Annotated in this window: 1 protein-coding gene; it reads left to right on the top strand. The window is 41.6% G+C overall.

Annotation, left to right across the window (positions count from 1 at the left end; translation table 11 throughout):
- Window position 1: 1 nt before the first annotated feature.
- Window positions 2-209: Y-family DNA polymerase (locus tag NO357_RS21370; protein ID WP_446669936.1), on the top strand; the 208-nt coding region annotated here is incomplete at its 3' end.

The following is a 209-nucleotide window of genomic DNA, read 5'->3' as shown; positions in this document are numbered from 1 at the left end:
CATCGATATGGATGCTTTTTATGCTTCTGTTGAACAACATGATGCTCCAGAGTTAAAAGGTAAGCCTATTGCTGTGGGTGGAAGTTCGGAACGTGGTGTGGTGGCTGCTGCTAGTTATGAGGCCAGGAAATTTGGAGTAAAAAGTGCTATGAGTAGTATGATTGCTGCCAAACGTTGTCCAGATTTAATCTTTATTAAACCAAGATTCG

The organism is Marimonas arenosa (genome assembly GCF_030848945.1).
In the GTDB taxonomy this organism is placed as follows: Bacteria; Pseudomonadota; Alphaproteobacteria; order Rhodobacterales; family Rhodobacteraceae; genus Marimonas; species Marimonas arenosa.
The sequence above is the reverse complement of the archived record's forward strand: the minus strand, read 5'-3'. Positions and strand labels throughout refer to the sequence as shown.